Genomic DNA, 18,268 nt, shown 5'->3' on the forward strand with positions numbered 1-18,268 from the left:
TCCAAGCTATTCAGTCCGCCGCCGCGTAGTCCATACAAGACGTCGCGCCAGCCTGTTTTATTGTCTCAGTTGGAGACGCTGATTTTAAGCGCAGCCGCCGCGGCGAATGGCGCCAATGTCAGCGACAGCGCCAATATTGCGCCCAACATAGCCAGCGTGGCGGTGTAATCCATACCGGCCGCTGCGCTCTGCACCATGCCGGTTCCAAAGATCAGCACGGGAATATACAGGGGCAGCACCAACAATGAAATCAAAACCCCGCCTACGCGCAACCCCACCGTCAGGGCCGCGCCAATGGCGCCAATCAGACTGAGAACCGGCGTGCCCACCAACAGTGACAGCATCAAGACGCCAAGCAGACCTTCATCCACATGCAGCATCAACGCCAGCACCGGGCTCAGCAATATCAGGGGCAACCCAGTCGTCAGCCAGTGTGCAAAGACTTTAGCCAAAACCAGAATAAACAGGGGCTGAGGCGCCAGGGTTAACTGCTCCAGCGACCCATCTTCATGATCAGCCCGAAACAAGGCGTCCAGAGAAAGCAAGGTCGCCAGCAGCGACGCCACCCAGACCACGCCCGCCGCCGCCGGCGCCAAAAAGCTCTTTTCCGGCGAGACGCCAAGCGGAAACAGGCTGACCGCCATCACAAAGAACACCAGCGGATTGGCCAGCTCCTGAGGACGCCTGAACGCCAGCATCAAATCCCGTCTCACTATGGCGCAAAAGCCCGCCCATACGCCTACTTCCGTCAAGACGCAGCCCCCAATTGAATGCGGCGCACTTCGCCGGATAAATGCAAACTGTGGTGCGTGGTCAAAATCACCGCGCCGCCGACGTTGGCTTTTTCACGCAGCAGCGTTTCCAGCTGGGCCACCCCTTTTTTATCGATGGCGGTGAAAGCTTCATCCAACACCCATAAAGGCGCCGAAGAAACATACAAGCGCGCCAGCGCGGCCCGCCGCTGTTGGCCGGCAGATAAGCTATTGCAGGGGGAATATTCATAGCCGGCGAGGCCGACCGTTTCCAGCGCCGTCATCATGCGCGCTTCATCCACGTCTTCACGCTGAGCGCACCAGGCGCGGAGATTTTCCAGCGGAGTCAATAACGCTTTAACGCCGGTTTTATGGCCCAGGTACAGCAGTGAGGAAAGAAACTGTGGACGCGCCTGCGACATGCGTTCGCCGCGCCAGAACAACTCGCCCTGACGCAGTGGGGCCAGCCCGCATAAAAGTTTGAGTAAGGTGGTTTTTCCAGCCCCGTTAGGGCCTTCAATCTGAACGACGTCTCCGGGATGGACGGAGAAGGACAGGTTTTCGAACAGGATACGGTCATCTCGCTCGCACTGGAGATTCTTGGCCTCAAGCAGAGGAGTTTGACCTGTCATAATTACTAAAGCAGCCTCTTGTGTGCGCCTCTGGCTTGCAGAACAACGCGGAACAACCGGAAATAAAGCGGCGCAAGAATAACAAATTGGCGCTTTTTCCGAAAAGTCGTCAACAATAACGGAAAAGAGTTAGAAAAGTGGCCCGCTCGCGCTTAAGCTTTGTAAAAACGGGCGCATTATAGCCCAGCTTTCCCCGGATGGTCAGTGCATAGCCCTGATTAAGATCATTTTATTGTGGGAGAAATGTTAAAAAGCGATGAAAGTTCAGCCTGACGCCGCGGCGGCGCCCACTCGCACTAACTCGCTTCCACCAAAGATACAGGCGGAACTGTCCGCTATCGTGCAGAAAGTCGGCAACCTATTCTCCGCTCGCATCACCGATATCTCACCTTCTCCCAGTACAGCAACGCCCAATCCCACCCCCAATGCGCAAACCTCGGCCACCCCATCCTGGCGTTTGATATTGAGCGCTGAAGGTTTGCCGCAACCACTGCAAACTGACATCCGCACGGCGCAACTTCCTCAGGATTGGCTGGTAGGCAAGGTGCTGCAACTGCAGGTCACCGCGCTGGGTCTGAAAGTCGTCGACTCTCTGGCGCCGCCGCAAACTGAGCCCACGCAGGCGCTTCTCGCCACGACATTACAGACACTGTCCAAATGGCTGCCCTTACAAGGGGATCTTCGCCATAACCTGGAGGCGTTAGTACGGCTATCCTCTGATACACGGCTGCCGAGAGACCTGGCGCAGACACTCGACAAACTAAACCAGGCGTTGCCAACGCCGCCGCGAGTCAGCGAAGCCGGCGGGCTGAAACAGGCGATTCAGCAATCCGGCGCAGGGTTGGAGCGTCATTTACTAAGAACGCTGGCGGAGAATCGCGGACCTGCTCCCGACAAGGCCGCTTTACCCTCCAGCGCCGAACCACGCCTGCTGAGCGCCGCACCGCAGGACATCAAGGCCCTACTTACTGTAGCGCTGGGCGCCACGCTGGCGCAGCTCAATCGTCTCCCCAACAGCGCGCTTCCCGCCAACTGGGAACAACTGGTCAGCTGGCTGACCCGACAGACAGCGGAGCAGCCGGGCATGGCGACCGGCGGACATCCGCTGCAATTTCCGCCGCCAATGGGACGCGAAGGCGGGCGGCCTCCCCTGCCCGCCAACCTGGACGCCGGCGAAATGTTGCGCGCGTTGGCGCAGGCCACCGCCCGTCTGCATAGTCATCAATTAAACGCCTTGCAACAAAATCTCAGCGCTGGACCCGACCAAACCGGGGCGCAAGTATGGTTTGTGGAGGTGCCTGTCGCCGCTCCACGCATGGATAGCATTCAGATGCGCTTTGAAAAGGAACAGCGCAGCGGGGCCAAAGACAACAAGAAAAGCCGCTGGAAAATCGTACTCGCCTTCGACCTGGAGGGACTCGGCCCCATGCAGAGCCAGGTCCTGTATACAGAAGGAACGGTGTCCGCCACATTCTGGGCGATGGAGCAAAAGACTCTGGGACTGGTCACGGAAGAGTTGCCGCGCCTGCGCAAAGGTCTGCAGGATTGGGGCCTTGAGGTAGGCGATCTGGCGGTGCGTAAAGGCGCGCCGCCAACCCCTTCCGCTCCGATTTCCCGCCAACTGATCGACGAACGCGCATGACAAAAAAACACCAGGACACGCAAGACAATCACTCCCAGGAAACGTCTCAGAGCGACGTCCAGCAGGCCATTGCCCTGTTTTACGATGGCAAACAGGCGCCCAAGGTCTCCGCTAAAGGCGAAGCGGATCTGGCGGAGGAGATCATCGCCATCGCCCGGGAGCATGGCGTACCCTTATATGAGAACCCGGAGCTGGTGCGCTCTCTGGCGCAACTGGATCTCGGCGATGAAATACCTGAGTTGCTGTATCGAGTTATCGCTGAAATTATCGCCTTCGCCTACCACATTCAGGGCAAGACGCCGGAAGGCTTTCAACCGCCGCCCAATGCCGGCGGCGACGCGTCGTAACGCATTGGGACGGCGATCTTGCTCCATCCGCTCTCAACGCAGCGGAATCAATCGTTTACACTATCAATCCGGCGGACACATAGCTTTCTTCTATTTGTCTGCACATATTTTCTGCAAATCGCGACTTATCTAATGGATATTGCTCTGCGGCTCAACTTGCCAATGCAGCGTTGGGAAGCACATTTTATTTCACTGAGAACAAGGTTGAATTATGGACTCTAAAACCCAAACCGAAATCGAAGCAGCGGTGTTTCGCCGACTGGTCAAACACCTGCAGGATAACACCGAGGTTCAAAATATCGATTTGATGAACCTCGCCGGCTTCTGTCGCAACTGCCTGAGCAAGTGGTATCGCGCCGCGGCGGAAGAACGAGGAGAACAGGTGGAAGATGCTGCAGCCAGGGAAATCGTTTACGGCATGCCTTACGATGAGTGGAAAGCCAAACATCAGAAACCTGCTAGCGAAAACCACCTCAAACAGTTTGAGCAAAACAAACCCGAATAGCTTTCCTCGATTCAGGCTCGGGGTGACGCCAATGAGCCTGAATCCCCCTCCTCAGAGAAAGTTTTGCAAAGCCATTGCAAAACTTGCAGTCGCAGCGCGGTCTCTTCTGAACAAAATCGACTCTCTCCACTCCCCCACAAGAAAGTAACAACCTGATATAAAACAAGTTTTTAAATATTTTAAAACCTGGCCCGGTTTCTGCTGTATTCAGGGAAAGCAACCAAACCTAGGAGAGGTTTATGAATCAGCACGCTAAAAAACTCGACCTGACTGCTACATCCCCGGATATGGGCATTAAAGAGAACAAGGCGGACTCAGTCGCCGACAAACTGGCGCGCGTGCTCGCCGACACTTACAGCCTGTATCTCTACACCCAATACGCCCACTGGAATGTCCGGGGTATGAGTTTCTTCGCGCTGCATGAGCTATTTGAGAAGCAATACAAAGAGCTCGCCGAAACCATCGACGATATCGCTGAGCGCATGCGCGCCATTGGCTACAAAGCCCCCGGCACCCTGTCCCGTATGGCGGAATTTTCCACTATTTCCCCCAAAGAAGAGCGGACAGCGACGGCTTTAATTAAAGAATTGATTTCCGCCCATGAGGGCACAGTCGCAAGCTGTAGAAAGTGTATCGCCGCGGCGCAAAAAGCCGAGGACTTTGCGACTGAAGACCTTATGGTTACTAGACTGACTTCCCACGAACAGGCTGTCTGGATGTTGGGCAGCCTTCTCGAGGAGTAATCCTCACTATCCCACCCAAACGATACCCTCCACATTTATCCTACCTTCCTTTTTTTGGCCACTTCGGTGGCCTTTTTTTATGAGTAGAGGGCTGTGGAGCGCTGGGGCGTCAGAGGGTAAAACCGGCACGATTTCTGCGTTACCAGCTTCAGGTATTCAGGCGTAGAGAGGGTTCGCCCACATCATCGCAGTTGTTGTATGAACAGATTAAGGATTAAGCAATGGACATAATAGAATTTGAAAAAGCCGTCGACATTGTCTGGTCTTCCATTCAGGAATGGGCGGAAACAGCACTGGCCAACCTGCCTAGCGTCATCGTGGCCCTGGTGTTTTTCTTCCTGTTTTTGTACATAGCCAAAGCCGTATCCAACCTGACCCAACGGGTGCTGGTGCGCTCATTGGATTCAGTGGAAGTCGCCAATCTTCTTTCCACTATTGTGCATATTGTATTGGTTGCAATCGGCATCTTCGTCTCCCTGGGCTTTGTAGGACTTCAGGGCACCGTCACCTCACTCCTGGCCGGGGCCGGGATCATCGGTCTGGCGTTGGGCTTTGCGTTTCAGGACCTCACCGAGAACTTTATCGCCGGGATATTCATGGGCGTTCGCAAACCATTTCGAGTGGGAGACATTGTGGCGACCGCAGACATCATGGGAACCGTAGAGGCGATCAACCTGCGCAATACTCATATCCTGACGTTTTCAGGGCAACGGGTCATACTTCCCAATAAAGCCGTATTCACCAACAAACTGACCAACTACTCCATCACCCGCCAACGCCGTCTCGAAATTCAGGTCGGCATTTCCTACGCCGACGACATCGACAAAGCCGCCAAAGTCATCACCAAAGCCATCGACGCCCTGGATTTCACCCGCAACGGCACGGAAACCCAGGTTTTCGCCACCGGTTTCGGCGACAGCAGCATCAATTTAGTCGTGTGGTACTGGATCGATTATCCCACCGGAAAAGTAGACTTCATGACCGCCCAGCACAAAGGCGTCGTGGCCGTGAAGAAGGCGCTGGACGATGCGGACATCCTCATCCCCTTCCCGATTCGCACACTGGATTTTGCGGCGAAAGGCGGCTTGCAGCTTGATCAGATAATCAGCACTCGTGCTGAAGAGGTGGAGTCTGCTGCGTAAAACTGCATATTATGCTATTCGATAGCATACTTTAATAATCAGCTTTACCAGAATAACGAACAAGCCCTGTCTAATAAGGATAGACAGGGCCATATATAATCCGCAAGAACTCAATTCCAGGCGGTTAACTCGCTAAATTAAAAGCCCCTAATACCCTATATCGAATTCCATAATTACTGGATAATGGTCGCCGCCTTGCATGTGATATTTTGCGACATTCCTAACATCAATATTTTCACTAACCAAAAAGTAGTCTAATTCATGATGTGAACCTGGATGAGTATTTGAGCCGCTTGATACGATGCGCAATTCTTTTCCTCTAGAGTTACTCCCAATCCTTATTATGTTTCGGCGACTAGAGAGGTCAAAAGGTACGCAATTAAAGTCTCCTCCTATAATAAAGTTACCAGGAATTTTCCCAACTGCATGTTGGCCTACTAATTGTGCATCCGCTGCACCTCTTCCGCCAGCATTAGCATGAAACGTAAGAACAGTAAATCCTTCACCAAAAGTCGCATACAGGGAACTGCGTCCGGTATCAGTTTGCAAGTATATACAGCCGTGCGCTACAGGTACTTGTTTAGAAATAATACATGTTGTGCAGCGATTATTGAACGCTCCTACTTGTTCACATGAATACAGCCACTTCTGAGTAGATACGCTGTCTAAACTAGCTTGACTTAATCCTCCACACTCTTGTATTAAAATAATATCGCACTCGTTCAGTAAGTTACTCAGTATCTTTATTTTACTATCACTGGAAGTTGGGTTTCCCTGAGAATTCCATGTTGCTACTCTCACTCAAGACTCCTAAAAATATAATTTAAATTGATGCAGCTTTACCTTTCACACTTGTGCCCACCACTGCCAAGCTTCATCATATTGCTCAGTATTCAACCATCAAAGCCAAAAACTTAGCGCCAACCAATGAAAGCGCTTTCATTTTGAGTTAAAAAAACCCGAAGGAAACATCAACTGCAGGGTCCCAAGTTTAGGTATCAGGTCGCTACAAAATCTACAGGTGGGCAGTATACACATGAAAGCCGCATAATTCCTTTAAATAACAAAATGTTACACTAAAACTTCCGCGATATCTCACTTGGCTTTCGGCTTACCCCACAGTGTTCTATGCTTGGTAATAATCGCATCAATTTTACCTTCTTGCGCCAGTTGCTTTAAGCCGTGATTGAAGTCCTGGGAAGTTTTCAAAAAGTTCTTCGCTTTCCTGGAAAACATCAGGTATTGATTCTCCACTTTGATCGGAGGATCGAGCCAGATGAACTTGTTGGCGGAATCGGGAAATTCCGTGTTGATAATATACTGCCCCATAAACTTATCAATCAGCACAAGATCAATCCAGCCACGGGAAAGGCTAAGGATATTCTGGCGGTCTTCGGTGACTTCAATGGTATTCAATCTGGCCTGTTCAAACTCAGGCGGATTGACATACCCCCGCACTACGCCAATTTTATATGGCTGCAAATCATTCAGGGCGACATAAGAAATATTGCGTTCCTTGAGAGCGTAAAAGCCCAGCTCATTGGCTGGAAGAGGATCTGAAAACTCAAACCACTGCTCCCTGTTTTTTCGATACCACCCGGTGTAGACCCCATCAAAATCGCCAGCCTGCGCCATGCCATAAGCTCTTTTCCAGGGTAAAAACTTCACCTCAACCTCATACCCGACTCGCTGAAAAGCGGTGAAGATGATCTCCGTAATAAATCCCTTACTCTCTAAATGCTCACCGTAATAAGGCGGGTACTCGGTCGCGGCCAGCACTACCTGGCGCTCCGCGGCCTCTGCAACGTTGAGTAAGTCCAGGCATATAAATAGCGCAATAAGGCCGTAGAAAAGATGCTTCGCCCTATCTCGATGGCGGCGGCGCGGTAAACAGGAGCTTCCTATAAATGAGAGAGGTTTACAGTAGCGCTTGCTTTTCCGCTGATTATTATGTGGAAGGGTCATACCAGAGGGCGTTTTTCGCTTATGGTTATTATCACCAATATAGCAGCAGTGGCGGTTTTTCGTACGCAGAAAGGAGCCTTAAGCGCTAGCCCATCGAAGCCACACCAGGCCTCAAAACCGGTTCGAATTAAACCAAGCTGACATGAAAAGGCCGCCCGACACTTCAAATTTAGAAAACCCAATACTTTGTAAGTTCTGCAAGCCTTTTACCCAAGATTACCAGCCAAACGGAAAAAACGTGCAAAATTACACCAAAATGCGCATAAAAAGCGCTAAATTCGATAAAAATAACTTGGCACGCTTCTAGCTGTCTCTTAAGTGACAACGAGGCATAGAGACCTGTTACCCGGTCTCGACAGAGATCCGGGACTTTAAAAGATAGAAAAGGAGATCGTTATGAAAACGCCAAAAACTTTTACCAAGAAACCTGTTTATGCTGCTCTGATCGCCGCAACCCTGGCGGGCGCTATGACCGTAGCCCCTGCTTACGCAGCGGGAGACAAAGTTAAGAAGGAAGAAACTGTCGGCCAGCAGGCGGAGGAAATGACCCAGGATGCGAAAAAGTATTTCAAGGATGGTTGGACTGAAGGCAAGATTGAAACCGCCATTCTGTTCAACGAAAACCTGAGCACATTCGAGATTGATGCTTCCGTCAATGGCTCCAACGCCACACTGGTGGGAACAGTCAGTTCCGAAGTGGAAAAAGAGCTGGCGGAACAGATCGCCCTGAGCGTAGAAGGCGTTAAGGATGTGGATAACCAGTTGCAGGTAGCCTCCACACCCGCCAAGAAGGAAAACGCGGAGAATGAGAGCTTTAAAAGCTCCGTGGCTGACGCCACTATTACCGCTAAGGTAAAAATGAAGCTGTTGGCTAACGAGTCCGTCGCCGGTCTTGATATTGATGTGGATACAGAAGGCCGTGTGGTAACGCTGAATGGCGCGGTGGATTCAGAAGCAGAGAAGGATCTGGCGGAGAAACTGGCCAGCAATGTTGACGACGTGGATTCCGTTGAAAACAAGTTGATGATCAACTAATTCATCGCACTCCATGCGCATGGACATCAGCAGGGCCCGAAGCCTAACGGCTTCGGGCTTTTTTCGTCAGCAGAGGGATAGCAAAGAGATTTACGCCAGGAGCCCAATGCTCAACCGCGGGGCTCGACCCGGCTTACCACCGGACCATTGCCCCCCGCACATCCACATGAATAAATGGGCCGTGATAACTATTAGCGGAATATACGCCCAATCCGCCGATGAAGGATTTGTAGTCAGGCGTCTCGGCAAATTTCTCAATCAGCTGCGCCAGATACTCCGCGTCATCTTTGTCGACCTTGCCGTCCTTGTTCAGGTCGTCCATTTTGCCGTCTTTGGGGTCCTCGTCGATAAAGACATCCGCCGCTCCGCCCCATTGATGACGACTGTACATCGCGTTGCGAATGGAGGTGTTGTAGTACGGGGTGCGAAAGCCGCTCATAATAACGAATGATGAAACCGGCACTCCCGCTGAATTCACCTGCTCCGTCAGATACTCCAGCTTGAGCAGCAGCTTCTCTCTTAACACCAGAAACTTGGGGAACTCCGAGGGTTGCCGGCATAGAAACTGCTCCAAACGGTAGTTGGGCGTCAGCTCGATATCCAGCATATCCTTGGTGACTTCGAGGTAGCCGGGAGGCGGAAGATAGATAGCCTGGTTGAGATAGGCTTCACTGGGATAGTGACCTATCTGATAGCCATTCAGCATTCCCTCTTCGACTTGGTTCGCCGGCACCAGCACAAACAGGTTCAGGGTTATCTGCGCTCCGGAGGAAGGCCTGCGAATAGTCAAACGACTCACCCCAGGATGCGCAGGAGCGGTCCAGCGATAACGATCGCCTGGCTCCTTGACGACATCGCCCTGGCCACTTATTTCAATCTGCTCGCTCTCCGGCAAATTAATTTTGAAGACAAATTCTTCTGACGCCTGCAAAAATGCGGACATAACCCGGTAATCACTGGTTTCGCCTTTAAAACTGATACTGAAGTCGACTTTCCCGGGTTCAAATCCAAAAGCACGGGTCATCAGCAGACAGAGCGCAATGACCGTTAGTGCTCTAACCATTCATTATCCTCCGGCGCCAGCGTTTTACCTTCAAACGCCATTTGCAGTCGAGCGTCCCTTCCGTATACATCCTTACGGAATTGCGCCACGCCGGAGTCATCCATCCAGGCGGTCCAGTATTGCAGATGCACTGGAACCGGGCTCGGTAAACGCAGTGTCGTCGGCTCTCCCGACGCCAGTATTTTATCCAGCTCGATGCCGGTTCTTTTCTTACTGCCGATCAAGGCCGCCGCCAATTCCAGGGGCCGCTCCAGACGGATACAGCCGGAGCTGAAGGCCCGCTGTGATTTGTAGAATAAGCTTCTGCTTGGCGTATCGTGAAGATACACATTAAATTCATTGGGAAACATAAACTTGATACGCCCTAACGCATTCATGGGGCCCGCCGCCTGTTGCAGGCGATAGGGAAACTTGCCGCCTTTGACTTCTTCCCAGTTGATAGTTTCAGGGTCCAGGGCGGCCTCTTCCCGTCCCCAGCCTTTGTATACCCTGAAGCCCATTTTGCTGATGAATTCCGGGTCTTCGATAAAGCGCTCCAGCATGTCTTCTTCCGCGATCTGGGTGGGGACTTCCCACAGCGGGTTCACCACCAGATAGGTCATCAATCCACTGAAAGCGGGCGTACGACGATATGGCTTGCCCACTACTACACGCATACTCAATTCGGTGCGGCCGTGATCCACCAGATCCAGACGGTAATCGGCGATATTAACCACCACATAACGGTCGCCCAGATTCGTTGGCGTCCAGCGGCGACGCTCCAGATTACTGCGCACCTGTTCAATACGTTCGGAAATTGGCGTATTCAGCATCGCCAGAGTTTCTTTTCCTACAATAGCGTCCGGTTTCAGGCCATGACGCTCCTGAAAAAAGCGGACGGCTTTCACCAGAGCTTCATCAAAAAGAGTCTCATCATCCCCCGCGGAGGTATCGATCACAGGCCGCTCCATGTCGCCGCTGGCGATCAGGCGACGGCGCAATTCAATGACTCGCGAATCAGATTGTCCGGGCCGCAGCGTCGGGCCGTAGGACACCATAGGCCAACCACCCTGGGCTTCCGTTTCGCGCAGATCCGTCAGCAGTTGCGACAGGCCCTGATACACTTCCGGCGTCGGCACCATAGCGCTCATGTCCTCTAACAGACGATCCTCGGCAATCGCCTGATACAGACGAGGGGCCAGTTCGCCGGTTGTGCGCTCTTCACGCCAGACGGAGTCGATCGACCTGGGGTCAAAGCGGCCGGTCAGACGGTCACTGGACAGCGCCACCATAGCGTCCGTCAGCAGCAGCTCCAGCTCAAAGGCGCGTCCAAACGTTTCAGGTTCCGCTCGATATTGACCCAACAGCTCTGACAAAACCGCAGTGTGGTATCTTTGCGACGGCAAGCCTTCCTGATCGGTATGCTCAAGCGTCCTGACCAGGGCATAAGCGCGCTCTGTCAGGGTTTCATCCGCAAACCAAACGGGCTTGTATAAACTCATGTCGTAAATCTGCCGGACTTCGGCGGGATGCAGCATTTTCTGCTGAGAGGGAAAAGACAATGGCTGGCCGGCGGCGGCCCACTCCAACAATTGCGACGGCAAGCCTGCGATCGGGCTCGCCTGGGTCATCGTCACCCACAGGGACAAGATGCAACACCAAGTCCAGCGTGGTAATACAGACGTCACTTGGTTCTACTCCTTAAGATTCAGCGGTCTTACCAGATAGATATTAAAAACCGGAGCCGGCTTTATAACGGGCGCCATTATAAGCGGTTGTATGAATACTATCTATATTAGCTGAATCAACAGGAGGTCGCCTGAATCTGACGGGAAGGTTCGTTAGCCCAGGGGGAAAACTTCAAGGCGACGCGAAAACGCCCTGTCGCAGCGTCATAATCCCAGCGCTCAAGAAGCGTTAAACGACGGTCTCGCTTAACAACTATGCGATTGAAAGAATTCGGTTTTCCGCTACGTACCCGGGTCGATGTCGCGGTCCCCGCCTGCATGACAAAAACACCCGGCGGGGCCTCTGGAACGCTCTCCCGCAGGGGCAAAATGAAGGGATAGTGAATGTGCCCGCCAAGCACCAGATCCACCCCTGCGTTGATCCAGGCTTTCAGCGCATATTCGCGGCCAATGAGAAGGTTTTTCTGGTCGGACGGCAGCACCACCTGACAAGGGTGATGTGCGACTACAACCCGCAGCTTGTCTGGCGCAGAGGCCAGTCGACGCGCCACGGCGTCAGCTCTTTGCGGACTGATTTCCCCGTCAACATGACGGTATTTATGGGTGGTGTTCACACCCACGACCAGCGCCAGATTGTTCTCAAATTCCGGCTCCAGATTCGCCCCGAAAATTTCACAATATTTTTTATATGGAGCCGTCAAACGGGTCCAAAGATTAAACAGAGGGATATCATGATTACCCGGAACGGCTAAAACATGATCTGCGTGAATTCGCTCTAAAAAGCTCCGTGCGGCGGCGAACTGAAGGCGCGTGGCGCGCTGGGTAATATCGCCGGAAAACAGAAGCAACTCCGGACGCATGTCATTGAGAGCCTGCGCCAATGCTTCCTGCACGTTCCAGTCTTCAGTACCAAAATGGAGATCAGACAGCTGAATAATCTGCATAACGAATCAATTGGCGTTTTTCTCTGGGTCCGGCGGAGCCACAAATAGAGCGGCGCTTGGCAGCGCCCGCATCCTCACGGGCGTTGATACATTACGAATCTCACCATCCACAACGACCCGCAGAGACTTGCGATGAGAGTCAATTTGCAGCTCTCGGCAGACCATATGTTCATAGTACTCCGGGCTCTCCGACATGCCCAACGCCATGCGCCCCAGCAGCTTCATCAACTGCATACGCTCCTTGGCTTTAAGCACGATGGCGACAAAGCCCTGATCATCCGCCGCTTTCGCATCCTGCAGGTTCAACAGCTCCAACTGCATACGGCTGATGGTGCTAAACAGCAACGGCGTATTGATGGCGCGGGAAAATCCTTCCGACGTTAATTTCATTCGCTGTGGTCTGGCCTGGGTCAGGCAGGTCCATATGCCGGACAAAAACGCTACCCAGCGAAAACGTCCAAACCGTTTCTGATGCGACTCACGCGCCTGAATGATACGGGGATACAGCCCCAAACTGGCGTTGACCGCAAACAGTATGTCGTTAACCTGATATAAAGGAATCGCCTTAACCACCCCATTGAGCGCGATATCCAAGGCCTCCGCAAAGTTCTCCGGCAATTTATGCTCTTTCGCAAACAGGTTGAAGGTGCCGCCAGGAACAACGGCGAAGGTCACTCCCTGCTCTAATATGTGGGGCAAGGCGGCGTTAATCGTGCCGTCTCCACCAACCACAACCAATACGGCCTGATTCTCCTTTGCTTCCTGCGCCGCCCTGCGGATAGTTTCCTGCAGACCGATGCCCTGACGAATACTGTGCGTAGACAATATCCGGTCTCTCACACTGGCCGGCGCTGACTCCAGTTGCGCCATTGAATCTCCAGAACGTCCCTTGCCGGAGCCGAGGTTAACCAGCATCACTAGCTTACGCTCAACCGTAGGAACGTTATGTCTTTTTATTTCAGCTACTTGCATAGTGGTTACCATTTATAGCGCCAAGGTTGCGCCTCCTGAGAATTCCGTTATTCCAATCCGTTTTACAGCCATAAAAAAGGGCCGCCGATCAGCTCGCTTACGAGTTCATCGGCGGCCCCACTCCGCCAGGACTCTTTGCTAGGTCAAGGGCTCTTAACAATCCTGGTCTCTTGCGTTGACGCCTTCTTTAACGCTTTCACATGCGTCTTCCAGTCTGTTGCCTGCGTCGTTCAGAGCTCTATCTACTTCTTCGCCGATTTGCTCCGCTTCGCCATCGCCCGCATCACAAGCGGTCAGTGAAAAAGCCAACGGGGCGGCTATAACCATTGCTTTCAACAGGTCAGTGAATGTAGTCATCGTCATCTCCTCGTTTCCTAACAGTTGTTTTGTTTCATTGGCGGCGTCCTACCGCTGCCTTTCCTCTGGTTCTCAATTACAGCTCTATAATCGGTTTCTGCGGAATCCTCCGGCGATGATGCTGATTACGAAAAGCACCAGGAAGATAACGAACAGAATCTGTGCAATATCGGCAGTCGCTGCTGCAATGCCGGTGAATCCAAGTACGCCTGCTACCAGCGCCACGACAAAAAATACAATTGACCAATACAACATATCCTTTCTCCTTACTTGTTTCCGAACTCAACAGGTAATAATCAGAACTTGGACCAACTTTCTTTTTTATCTTACTTATCAATACATTAACGAACAAACGGGGTATTGATAGAAGAAGTAAGTCGAGGCGATCACATGTAAAGCTTACAAACCCACTGCAATTATGGGAGAAAGGTGAGAATCCCATAAGCATGGGCGTGAGAAAGTATAACTAAACGCCTGCAATCGCATGCGCAAACAGACTGCGTAGCTCTATGCAGAAAAGATAGAAGTGAAGAAAGGAAAGAAGGAAGGAAGGAAAATATAGCCTGCAGAAAAAGGCGGGGCCGTCTGCGGTCACTAACAGACGGCCCCTATAGCAGAACCGGACTAACGTACGGAGCGGCTAATAAGGCGCAGCCCGAAGGCTGCGTAAATCGCTTTTCTAAGGGGATGAATCAGCTTTCGACGAACGCCCGCTCGATAACATAGTGTCCAAGATCCCCCTGACGGGCTTCAGTGAAGCCGCGGGAATCAAGGATGGAGCAGGTATCTTTCAACATGCTGGGACTGCCGCACACCATGAAACGATCATATTCAGGGTCCATCTCCGGCAGACCGATGTCGGAAAACAGCTTGCCGCTTTCCATCAAGTCTGTGATACGGCCCTGCGTGGGGTAATCTTCACGGGTAACGGTGGGGTAATAAATCAGTTTTTCCTGCACGAGTTCACCGAAGAATTCGTTCTGCGGCAGTTCGTCGCGAATCAGCTCCTGGTAAGCCAGCTCGGAAACATAACGCACGCCGTGGGTCAGAATGACTTTATCAAAGCGCTCATAGGTTTCCGGGTCTTTGATAATGCTCATGAATGGAGCCAGACCGGTGCCGGTGCTGATCAGGTATAAATTGCGCCCCGGCAGCAGATGGTCCACGACCAGAGTGCCAGTAGGCTTGCGGCTCATGATGATTTCATCGCCGACGCTGATTTTCTGCAAACGGGAAGTCAAAGGACCGTCTGGCACTTTGATGCTGAAGAACTCCAGCTCTTCTTCGTAGTTGGCGCTGGCGATGCTGTAGGCGCGCATCAACGGACGACCGCTGTCTTGCTCCAGGCCAATCATAATAAAATGTCCGTTTTTAAAACGGAAAGACGGATCGCGACTGGTGGTAAAGCTAAACAGAGTGTCGTTCCAATGACGCACGCTGGTGACCGTTTCTTTACGCATTCCTGACATAATCTGCATTGACTCCTGATAAAGGCGCTAAAGTTTTCATTGATCGATATTTAACCCGAGTATAATCTATCTGTAAAACAGGATTATTCAATAACTCTTATCGGATTTATCGATAATGCACTACACCCTGCGACAATTGGAAATATTTCTGGCCGCCGCTCACTTCGAGAACATCACCCAGGCCGCCAAAAGCCTGTCCATGTCTCAATCCGCCGCCAGTGACGCACTGCGCAATCTGGAGTCCCAATTCAATATTCAATTGTTCGACCGCATCGGCAAAAGCCTCCAGCTTAACGAACTGGGGCGTATGCTGCGTCCCCGGGTGGAAGCGCTGATTGAACGCGCTCGCGACCTGGAGTTGGACTTTCAACAGCATACGGATATCGGATCACTGAAAGTGGGCGCCACGCTGTCCATCGGTAATTATCTGGCGGTCAGCATCATGGCGGATTTCATGCAGCAACATCCCGGCGCCAAGGTATCCCTGGAGGTGGCCAACACCACCACTATCGCAGGCAAGGTGCTTAATTTTGAATTAGATGTGGGCTTGGTGGAAGGGGAAATCAACCACAACGAGCTGGAAGTGATCCCCTGGCGCGACGATGAACTGAAAATCTTCTGCGCTCCCGATCACCCGCTGGCGCACAAGAAAGTGCTGAGCGACGAAGACCTGGTGCGCGCCAGTTGGATATTAAGAGAGCGGGGTTCGGGAACGCGACAGGCGTTCGAATGGGCGATGCATGGCATTCTTCCCGACCTCAAGGTTTCCATTGAGTTGCAGCACACTGAGGCGATAAAGCGCGCTGTGGAGGCTAATCTAGGCATTGGTTGCCTGTCGCGGGTAACCCTGGTGGACGCCTTTAAGCGCGGTAGTCTGGCGCCCCTGGAAGCACCGCACCGCAATTTCCAGCGCCGCTTCTACTTTATTCTGCATAAAGAAAAGTACCGCAGCGCCGGTATCGAAAACTGGCTGGAGTTATGTCGCCAGCTTACCTGACACGGGCAGGAAGTATTGGACGCCTCAGGTAAAGTTAACCCCATATAAAAATAAATCGACGTCGCCATTGGGAAGTCGGATGGTCTTCTCCATCGCCATGCCGATTTTCTCCAACAACCGAATTGAGCTGGCGTTGCTCTGATCCACAATGCCGACAATGCGGCTCATTCCCAGTTTAGTTGCGCCAAAATCCAACACCGCTTTGGCCGCCTCGTAGGCGTATCCTTGCGAACGAAATGGCGGCATGAACGCGAAACCGATATCCACATCGTCGAGCCCTTCCCGCTTGATCAATCCGCACATGCCCACTGGAGCGCCATCGTGCTTAAGCTCAACCAGATAGAGCCCGAATCCTTCCCTTTCGTACATCGCCAACGGACCAGTCTGGATATACTGGCGCGCGCCCTCCAGCGTTCTGATTCCACGGTCGCCGATAAAACGTATCCATGATGGGTCGTTCAACAGCGTCAGAATGAAATGGTCATCCTCCAGCCGCAGCCAGCGGAGCGTTAAACGCTCAGTCTCCAATACCTTCATAGTAATAACCGCCTGTTTATTATTCATTCTATCCAAGTTCTTTCAGCGCCTAACCAATAACGCCCGGCGTCTAGCGTTTTGCACAGCCAAATAAGCGAATCTGCGCACTGCTCAATGACGCTATTGGACACTGGCCAGAACCTTTTCCACCCACTCAGGATCGTCTGGAGTCACGATAACGGAACGACATCCCTGACGTTCACATTCAATGCCCACACCGGGCAAATCGTCAATCATCAGATCAATACCAAACAGCCTGGAGGCCTTGCTGAAGCGGGAATAGCGCTGATTAGTGGCGACTGCTTCACGATGATCATCCTGGTTGACCACCTCCCCTATTCTGACGCCCCACAAACGCAACCAGGCCTTAACCAGCCAGGGGTTACGCAGAGAGGTGGTATATATCCAGATTTCATGATCTTTGGCCAGGGTTTGCATGAGCGTCGGCGCACCTGTACGCAACGCTTCACGGAACCATAATCCTGCCGGCGGCCCCAGTCGACGCTCTCCAACCGCAAAGGAGCCCGTAGTGGGAATCAAGGTGTCATCCAAATCAAATGCTATACGCACGTCATTGCCCCGCTGCCGTAAAACTTTTGCGAAACGCTTGCGGCGTCACGCCTTTATGCTTCTTGAACAGGCGATTGAAGTTGGAAAGATTATTAAACCCGGCCTGTTCCGCAATGAGCGCTATCGGCGCTTCACTGTTGATCAGTTTTGAGCAGGCCTGCCCCAAACGTATCTGAGTCAAATACTGGTTAAAGCTTTGATTCATATGCTTGCTGAAAAAACGACTGAACTTGCTGACGCTCATGTTGTGCCGCCGCGCCATATCTTCAACTGTCAGCTTATCGGCAAACGCCTGATGAGCGGCCTCCAAAATACCGTCCAGAATATCCTGCTCACGCCGATTGGTGACGCCGGAATAAAAGTTGGCCGACGCCAGCGGGCGATGAGGCGTCTGCGCCAGATCGCCCAATAATGAAAGCAGCGTAAGCAGACGGCTCCGTGGGTCTTGCTCTGGGAGACCAGTAAACAATCGGTTCACCCTCGTGTAATCCGCAGGCCGAAAACGCAAGCCACGTCGACTCTGTCTGAGTAATTCGCCTATATCGCCAAACTCGGGAAAGCCCTCCAGCAAGCGATCCACCCACTGCTGATTGAACCACAATACATAGACCGTGTGCGGCGCCTGCTCGTCAGGCCGTTGTGAGGAGCGCCAGCTATGGGGCAGATTAGGACCTATCAACACCAGATCGCCGGATTCGTAGCGATCCACATGATCGCCCACATAACGCTGGCCGGCGCTGTTCAGGGTGTAGGTGAGCTCGTATTCAGGATGGTAATGCCACTGAAAAGGCAGCTCGTCCAGTTGACGCAGAAAAAAACGCCAGGACGCGTCTTCCGGATATCTGACTTTTTCGTAGAGCGCTTTCATAACCTTTCACCGCACCGCCGAATTGTCTGGCCATCATCGCAAAACACCCACCGGAGTCATA

Annotated in this window: 21 protein-coding genes; 7 read left to right on the forward strand and 14 right to left on the reverse strand. The window is 52.4% G+C overall.

Annotated elements, in window-relative coordinates; all coding sequences use genetic code 11:
- Positions 1 to 65: 65 nt before the first annotated feature.
- Together ccmB and ccmA are read right to left on the reverse strand one after the other, a co-directional pair.
- Positions 66 to 752 (reverse strand): heme exporter protein CcmB, encoded by a 687-nt coding sequence (gene ccmB, locus EUZ85_RS22015; protein WP_256372698.1) that lies wholly within the window; start codon positions 750 to 752, stop codon positions 66 to 68.
- Positions 749 to 1,384, reverse strand: a complete 636-nt coding sequence (ccmA, locus tag EUZ85_RS22020; RefSeq protein WP_127971976.1) for a cytochrome c biogenesis heme-transporting ATPase CcmA — start codon at positions 1,382 to 1,384, stop codon at positions 749 to 751. The genes ccmB and ccmA overlap by 4 nt, the downstream gene beginning before the upstream one ends.
- Positions 1,385 to 1,640: 256 nt before the next feature.
- On the opposite strand from ccmA, the gene EUZ85_RS22025 reads away from it, so the two are divergent.
- The 5 genes from EUZ85_RS22025 (at position 1,641) to EUZ85_RS22045 (ending at position 5,763) form a co-directional block, all read left to right on the forward strand.
- On the forward strand, positions 1,641 to 3,026 hold the full coding sequence (locus EUZ85_RS22025) for a flagellar hook-length control protein FliK (RefSeq protein WP_127971978.1): 1,386 nt from the start codon (positions 1,641 to 1,643) through the stop codon (positions 3,024 to 3,026).
- On the forward strand, positions 3,023 to 3,373 hold the full coding sequence (locus tag EUZ85_RS22030; RefSeq protein ID WP_127971980.1) for an EscU/YscU/HrcU family type III secretion system export apparatus switch protein: 351 nt from the start codon (positions 3,023 to 3,025) through the stop codon (positions 3,371 to 3,373). Before EUZ85_RS22025 ends, EUZ85_RS22030 begins: the two co-directional genes overlap by 4 nt.
- Before the next feature lie 211 nt (positions 3,374 to 3,584).
- Positions 3,585 to 3,878, forward strand: a complete 294-nt coding sequence (locus EUZ85_RS22035) for a DUF1244 domain-containing protein (protein WP_127971982.1) — start codon at positions 3,585 to 3,587, stop codon at positions 3,876 to 3,878.
- Positions 3,879 to 4,117: 239 nt separating this feature from the next.
- The gene (locus tag EUZ85_RS22040; RefSeq protein ID WP_127971984.1) at positions 4,118 to 4,621 is read left to right on the forward strand and encodes a Dps family protein; all 504 of its coding nucleotides are present in this window, start codon (positions 4,118 to 4,120) and stop codon (positions 4,619 to 4,621) included.
- 221 nt (positions 4,622 to 4,842) lie between these two features.
- Positions 4,843 to 5,763 carry a mechanosensitive ion channel family protein gene (locus EUZ85_RS22045; protein WP_127971986.1) on the forward strand — a complete coding sequence of 307 codons (921 nt, stop codon included), beginning with the start codon at positions 4,843 to 4,845 and terminating at the stop codon, positions 5,761 to 5,763.
- A gap of 147 nt (positions 5,764 to 5,910) precedes the next feature.
- Here the strand turns inward: EUZ85_RS22045 and EUZ85_RS22050 are convergent, their stop codons facing one another.
- On the reverse strand, positions 5,911 to 6,564 hold the full coding sequence (locus tag EUZ85_RS22050) for an endonuclease/exonuclease/phosphatase family protein (protein ID WP_127971988.1): 654 nt from the start codon (positions 6,562 to 6,564) through the stop codon (positions 5,911 to 5,913).
- 294 nt (positions 6,565 to 6,858) lie between these two features.
- Positions 6,859 to 7,542: an ABC transporter substrate-binding protein gene (locus EUZ85_RS22055; RefSeq protein ID WP_241566824.1), complete on the reverse strand. Its 684-nt coding sequence runs from the start codon at positions 7,540 to 7,542 to the stop codon at positions 6,859 to 6,861.
- 582 nt (positions 7,543 to 8,124) lie between these two features.
- Here EUZ85_RS22055 and EUZ85_RS22060 point away from each other — a divergent pair.
- Positions 8,125 to 8,763, forward strand: coding sequence for a BON domain-containing protein (locus tag EUZ85_RS22060; RefSeq protein ID WP_127971992.1), 639 nt, complete (start codon positions 8,125 to 8,127; stop codon positions 8,761 to 8,763).
- Positions 8,764 to 8,896: 133 nt separating this feature from the next.
- On the opposite strand, the gene EUZ85_RS22065 is transcribed toward EUZ85_RS22060, so the two are convergent.
- From EUZ85_RS22065 to EUZ85_RS22095, 7 genes are all read right to left on the reverse strand, one after another.
- A complete protein-coding gene (locus EUZ85_RS22065) occupies positions 8,897 to 9,826 on the reverse strand; it encodes a hypothetical protein (RefSeq protein WP_127971994.1) in 930 nt (309 codons plus the stop codon).
- Entirely contained in the window at positions 9,811 to 11,493 is a 1,683-nt protein-coding gene (locus EUZ85_RS22070; RefSeq protein WP_127971996.1) for a murein L,D-transpeptidase, read from the reverse strand. Before EUZ85_RS22070 ends, EUZ85_RS22065 begins: the two co-directional genes overlap by 16 nt.
- 116 nt (positions 11,494 to 11,609) lie before the next feature.
- Positions 11,610 to 12,437: a metallophosphoesterase gene (locus EUZ85_RS22075; protein ID WP_127971998.1), complete on the reverse strand. Its 828-nt coding sequence runs from the start codon at positions 12,435 to 12,437 to the stop codon at positions 11,610 to 11,612.
- A 6-nt stretch (positions 12,438 to 12,443) separates the two neighbouring features.
- Positions 12,444 to 13,409 (reverse strand): diacylglycerol kinase family protein, encoded by a 966-nt coding sequence (locus EUZ85_RS22080; RefSeq protein ID WP_164887321.1) that lies wholly within the window; start codon positions 13,407 to 13,409, stop codon positions 12,444 to 12,446.
- A 153-nt stretch (positions 13,410 to 13,562) separates the two neighbouring features.
- Entirely contained in the window at positions 13,563 to 13,766 is a 204-nt protein-coding gene (locus tag EUZ85_RS22085) for a hypothetical protein (RefSeq protein WP_127972002.1), read from the reverse strand.
- Between the two features lie 84 nt (positions 13,767 to 13,850).
- Positions 13,851 to 14,021 carry a DUF1328 domain-containing protein gene (locus EUZ85_RS22090; RefSeq protein ID WP_011398159.1) on the reverse strand — a complete coding sequence of 57 codons (171 nt, stop codon included), beginning with the start codon at positions 14,019 to 14,021 and terminating at the stop codon, positions 13,851 to 13,853.
- Between the two features lie 437 nt (positions 14,022 to 14,458).
- Complete coding sequence (locus tag EUZ85_RS22095) at positions 14,459 to 15,235, reverse strand: ferredoxin--NADP reductase (RefSeq protein ID WP_127974537.1); 777 nt, start codon at positions 15,233 to 15,235, stop codon at positions 14,459 to 14,461.
- Between the two features lie 115 nt (positions 15,236 to 15,350).
- Here EUZ85_RS22095 and EUZ85_RS22100 point away from each other — a divergent pair, with 115 nt between their 5' ends.
- Complete coding sequence (locus tag EUZ85_RS22100; RefSeq protein ID WP_127972004.1) at positions 15,351 to 16,232, forward strand: LysR family transcriptional regulator; 882 nt, start codon at positions 15,351 to 15,353, stop codon at positions 16,230 to 16,232.
- A 24-nt stretch (positions 16,233 to 16,256) separates the two neighbouring features.
- On the opposite strand, the gene EUZ85_RS22105 is transcribed toward EUZ85_RS22100, so the two are convergent.
- The 3 genes from EUZ85_RS22105 to EUZ85_RS22115 form a co-directional block, all read right to left on the reverse strand.
- The gene (locus EUZ85_RS22105; protein WP_241566825.1) at positions 16,257 to 16,796 is read right to left on the reverse strand and encodes a GNAT family N-acetyltransferase; all 540 of its coding nucleotides are present in this window, start codon (positions 16,794 to 16,796) and stop codon (positions 16,257 to 16,259) included.
- 93 nt (positions 16,797 to 16,889) lie between these two features.
- Positions 16,890 to 17,339, reverse strand: coding sequence for a hypothetical protein (locus tag EUZ85_RS22110; protein WP_127972006.1), 450 nt, complete (start codon positions 17,337 to 17,339; stop codon positions 16,890 to 16,892).
- Position 17,340: 1 nt separating this feature from the next.
- Positions 17,341 to 18,207 (reverse strand): AraC family transcriptional regulator, encoded by an 867-nt coding sequence (locus EUZ85_RS22115; protein ID WP_127972008.1) that lies wholly within the window; start codon positions 18,205 to 18,207, stop codon positions 17,341 to 17,343.
- Positions 18,208 to 18,268: the final 61 nt, after the last annotated feature.

The sequence above is a fragment of the Hahella sp. KA22 genome (assembly GCF_004135205.1).
Lineage (GTDB): Bacteria > Pseudomonadota > Gammaproteobacteria > Pseudomonadales > Oleiphilaceae > Hahella.

Coding starts and splice junctions, on each gene's coding strand:
- ccmA (WP_127971976.1), bottom strand. CDS start 1,384: ATGACAGGTCAAACTCCTCTGCTTGAGGCCAAGAATCTCCAGTGCGAG.
- EUZ85_RS22025 (WP_127971978.1), top strand. CDS start 1,641: ATGAAAGTTCAGCCTGACGCCGCGGCGGCGCCCACTCGCACTAACTCG.
- EUZ85_RS22030 (WP_127971980.1), top strand. CDS start 3,023: ATGACAAAAAAACACCAGGACACGCAAGACAATCACTCCCAGGAAACG.
- EUZ85_RS22035 (WP_127971982.1), top strand. CDS start 3,585: ATGGACTCTAAAACCCAAACCGAAATCGAAGCAGCGGTGTTTCGCCGA.
- EUZ85_RS22040 (WP_127971984.1), top strand. CDS start 4,118: ATGAATCAGCACGCTAAAAAACTCGACCTGACTGCTACATCCCCGGAT.
- EUZ85_RS22045 (WP_127971986.1), top strand. CDS start 4,843: ATGGACATAATAGAATTTGAAAAAGCCGTCGACATTGTCTGGTCTTCC.
- EUZ85_RS22060 (WP_127971992.1), top strand. CDS start 8,125: ATGAAAACGCCAAAAACTTTTACCAAGAAACCTGTTTATGCTGCTCTG.
- EUZ85_RS22065 (WP_127971994.1), bottom strand. CDS start 9,826: ATGGTTAGAGCACTAACGGTCATTGCGCTCTGTCTGCTGATGACCCGT.
- EUZ85_RS22075 (WP_127971998.1), bottom strand. CDS start 12,437: ATGCAGATTATTCAGCTGTCTGATCTCCATTTTGGTACTGAAGACTGG.
- EUZ85_RS22080 (WP_164887321.1), bottom strand. CDS start 13,409: ATGCAAGTAGCTGAAATAAAAAGACATAACGTTCCTACGGTTGAGCGT.
- EUZ85_RS22085 (WP_127972002.1), bottom strand. CDS start 13,766: ATGACTACATTCACTGACCTGTTGAAAGCAATGGTTATAGCCGCCCCG.
- EUZ85_RS22090 (WP_011398159.1), bottom strand. CDS start 14,021: ATGTTGTATTGGTCAATTGTATTTTTTGTCGTGGCGCTGGTAGCAGGC.
- EUZ85_RS22095 (WP_127974537.1), bottom strand. CDS start 15,235: ATGTCAGGAATGCGTAAAGAAACGGTCACCAGCGTGCGTCATTGGAAC.
- EUZ85_RS22100 (WP_127972004.1), top strand. CDS start 15,351: ATGCACTACACCCTGCGACAATTGGAAATATTTCTGGCCGCCGCTCAC.
- EUZ85_RS22105 (WP_241566825.1), bottom strand. CDS start 16,796: ATGAATAATAAACAGGCGGTTATTACTATGAAGGTATTGGAGACTGAG.
- EUZ85_RS22115 (WP_127972008.1), bottom strand. CDS start 18,207: ATGAAAGCGCTCTACGAAAAAGTCAGATATCCGGAAGACGCGTCCTGG.